Source organism: Paucilactobacillus kaifaensis, assembly GCF_005405145.1.
In the GTDB taxonomy this organism is placed as follows: domain Bacteria; phylum Bacillota; class Bacilli; order Lactobacillales; family Lactobacillaceae; genus Paucilactobacillus; species Paucilactobacillus kaifaensis.
In genome coordinates, this window is record NZ_BJDM01000034.1 from 1 (window position 1) to 2,200 (window position 2,200).

General features: G+C 38.6%; 4 protein-coding genes. All 4 read right to left on the minus strand.

The window, feature by feature from the left end; all coding sequences use genetic code 11:
• On the minus strand, positions 1–540 hold a 540-nt coding region (locus tag FFM51_RS08615), incomplete at its 3' end, for a hypothetical protein (protein WP_223875924.1).
• Between the two features lie 7 nt (positions 541–547).
• Entirely contained in the window at positions 548–1,045 is a 498-nt protein-coding gene (locus tag FFM51_RS08620; RefSeq protein ID WP_137598215.1) for an HNH endonuclease, read from the minus strand.
• Positions 1,046–1,059: 14 nt separating this feature from the next.
• Entirely contained in the window at positions 1,060–1,506 is a 447-nt protein-coding gene (gene ssb / locus FFM51_RS08625; protein ID WP_137598216.1) for a single-stranded DNA-binding protein, read from the minus strand.
• Between the two features lie 3 nt (positions 1,507–1,509).
• A partial coding sequence (locus FFM51_RS08630; RefSeq protein WP_137598217.1) for a PD-(D/E)XK nuclease-like domain-containing protein occupies positions 1,510–2,200 on the minus strand: 691 nt, incomplete at its 5' end.

Consider the following 2,200-nt stretch of genomic DNA (forward strand, 5'->3'; position numbering starts at 1 on the left):
TTGTGCAATTCCATTCGGGAATCCCCAAAGATTTGTCCAAAGGTCGACCGGATTGTTTTCCGTGCCATCTACTACTACATTCTTAACATTCTTAACATTCTTATTATTGTTCACTTGCTGTGGCAGTTGGTGTTCACTTGCTGTGGCAGTTGGTGTGGCAGATGCTGTGGCAGACATCTGTTTTTTATATCGATCAAACCCTTGGTACTCGTCGTATTTAACGACTGTAAACAGTGTTCCCATATCGTTACTTTCAATTTCCACTCGTTTTTCTTTCACCAACTGTTCAATTTTCTTTCGAATCGTGTGTAATGAATAGACTTTTTGATGCCTTTTTTCGATATAGGATAAGTCCTTTTGCAGGTTGCGGTATGATCTCAAATACTGACCACGCTTCAAATGTATACCTGCAACATCAGTGCCCTCTTTAGCAAAAACAGCATTGCCATAAATGTAAAAGAAAATTCTAAATTTGATAATGTCTTCCCAAATTGTACTTTCAAATATTTCTCTGCTTGTTTGAAATGCTCCACCTACCATTTATGAATCACCTTTTTCTGTGAATATTCCTATGGCAGTTTTCACAAAGTGTTAAGCCGTTTGATATTTTTAAGCGTAACTTGGGAAACTTAGCAAATGATTTTACGTGATGAGCGTTCAACTTCCCGCCAACTTGACCACAAATTTGACAAGTATATTGGTCTCGTTCAAATACTGCTTTTCGCCACTCACTATAAGCAGCTGTTTTCCTGAGATACTGTATCGGTCTTTCCCACGGTGCCTGATTACCAACCCAGATAACAACTTCATTATTTCGAACAACTACATGTGCCTTGTTAATTGAAATACCACAGTCCTCTAAATATTCTTTTTCCGAAATCAATCCATTTTTGAAGCCACATTCAATACATAAATGCCTTTCATTAGGAATCTCAACGTGTGGATAGTATTCTGGAATCTTTTGCTTACATTCGTCACATTTGTAAATGTTAATAAGTGAGAATGAATCGCCATTTATAACTCTCTCTGTCATTAATAAACTCATATTATCACCTCAAATCAGAACGGGAGATCGCTAGCATCAATGTCCATTGGATTTGACCCAGCAAACGGATCAGTTGGGTTGCTTGTCCCGTTACTACTTTTGGGCTTTGTTGTATTGGTTTGTGTGCTAGGATGATTTTCACTTTTCAGTTCTAACAATGAAAAATTCTCAACTACTACTTCGGTCACATAAACTCGTGTTCCTTGTTTGTTCTCATAATTGCGTGTTTGAATACGTCCATCAATTCCAATCAATGAACCCTTATGAGTGAAATTAGCTAAGCTTTCAGCTGCTTTACGCCAAACCACACAACTAACAAAATCTGCTTCTCGGTCTCCGTCAGCGTTCTTAAATTGACGATTAACGGCAAGGTTGAATGACCCGACCGCCGTTCCACTTTGTGTATACCTCAACTCCATATCGTTGGTTAATCTTCCAACTAATACTGCTCGATTAATCATTGTTTAACGCTCCTTGTCTAAAATATCTGATACTTCCGTAAACCCGTTAAGCCTCTTAGTCATGCGGCAATACTCACACTTGCCACAGTGCTTTGGTTCTTCCTGCCCGTTTTTGACTCTGTTGAAGTGATCAACGTTGGTCTCAATTTGTGCTAGTGCATTATCCAATTTCCATTGATCAATATTAATAGCCATCTTGTCAGGAACATCCTGCTTACTTACAGCGAAGATAAACGGTTCAAATACTTTTCCATATTTTTGCTTTAATAATTCTTGATAGACGGCCATTTGTAGAATGTATTCACGATCTTCAACAAACGAAACCCACTGTTGATTTTCGTTGTTCCAGTGTCGTTTCTGAATATCGTCAACCGTCTTAATGTCACAGAAATATTGGCCCTTAACGTTTAAGCAATCGAGTTTGCCTTTCCACTTAACTCCAAAGATAGTTCCTTCGAGTGGGACTTCTTTTTTACCTTGGTAAACTTCATTAAAAAAGTCGTCATTTTCGAATGTTTGGATCATCATGTCAGCCTGCTTATATGCCTTTTTAGGCTGTCCTTTGGTCTTACCTGCCTTGGATATAATCGCACCAATATTGTTAGCTACAAATGCCCTATGAGCCGTCTTAGACTCGAAGTAACTGTGAACATAATTTCCAACAATCAATGGTTCTGGACTGCCAGACGGCTTC

Bases quoted from the DNA above. Each gene is read 5' to 3' on its own strand.
- ssb (WP_137598216.1), bottom strand. From the start codon at position 1,506: ATGATTAATCGAGCAGTATTAGTTGGAAGATTAACCAACGATATGGAG.
- FFM51_RS08620 (WP_137598215.1), bottom strand. From the start codon at position 1,045: ATGAGTTTATTAATGACAGAGAGAGTTATAAATGGCGATTCATTCTCA.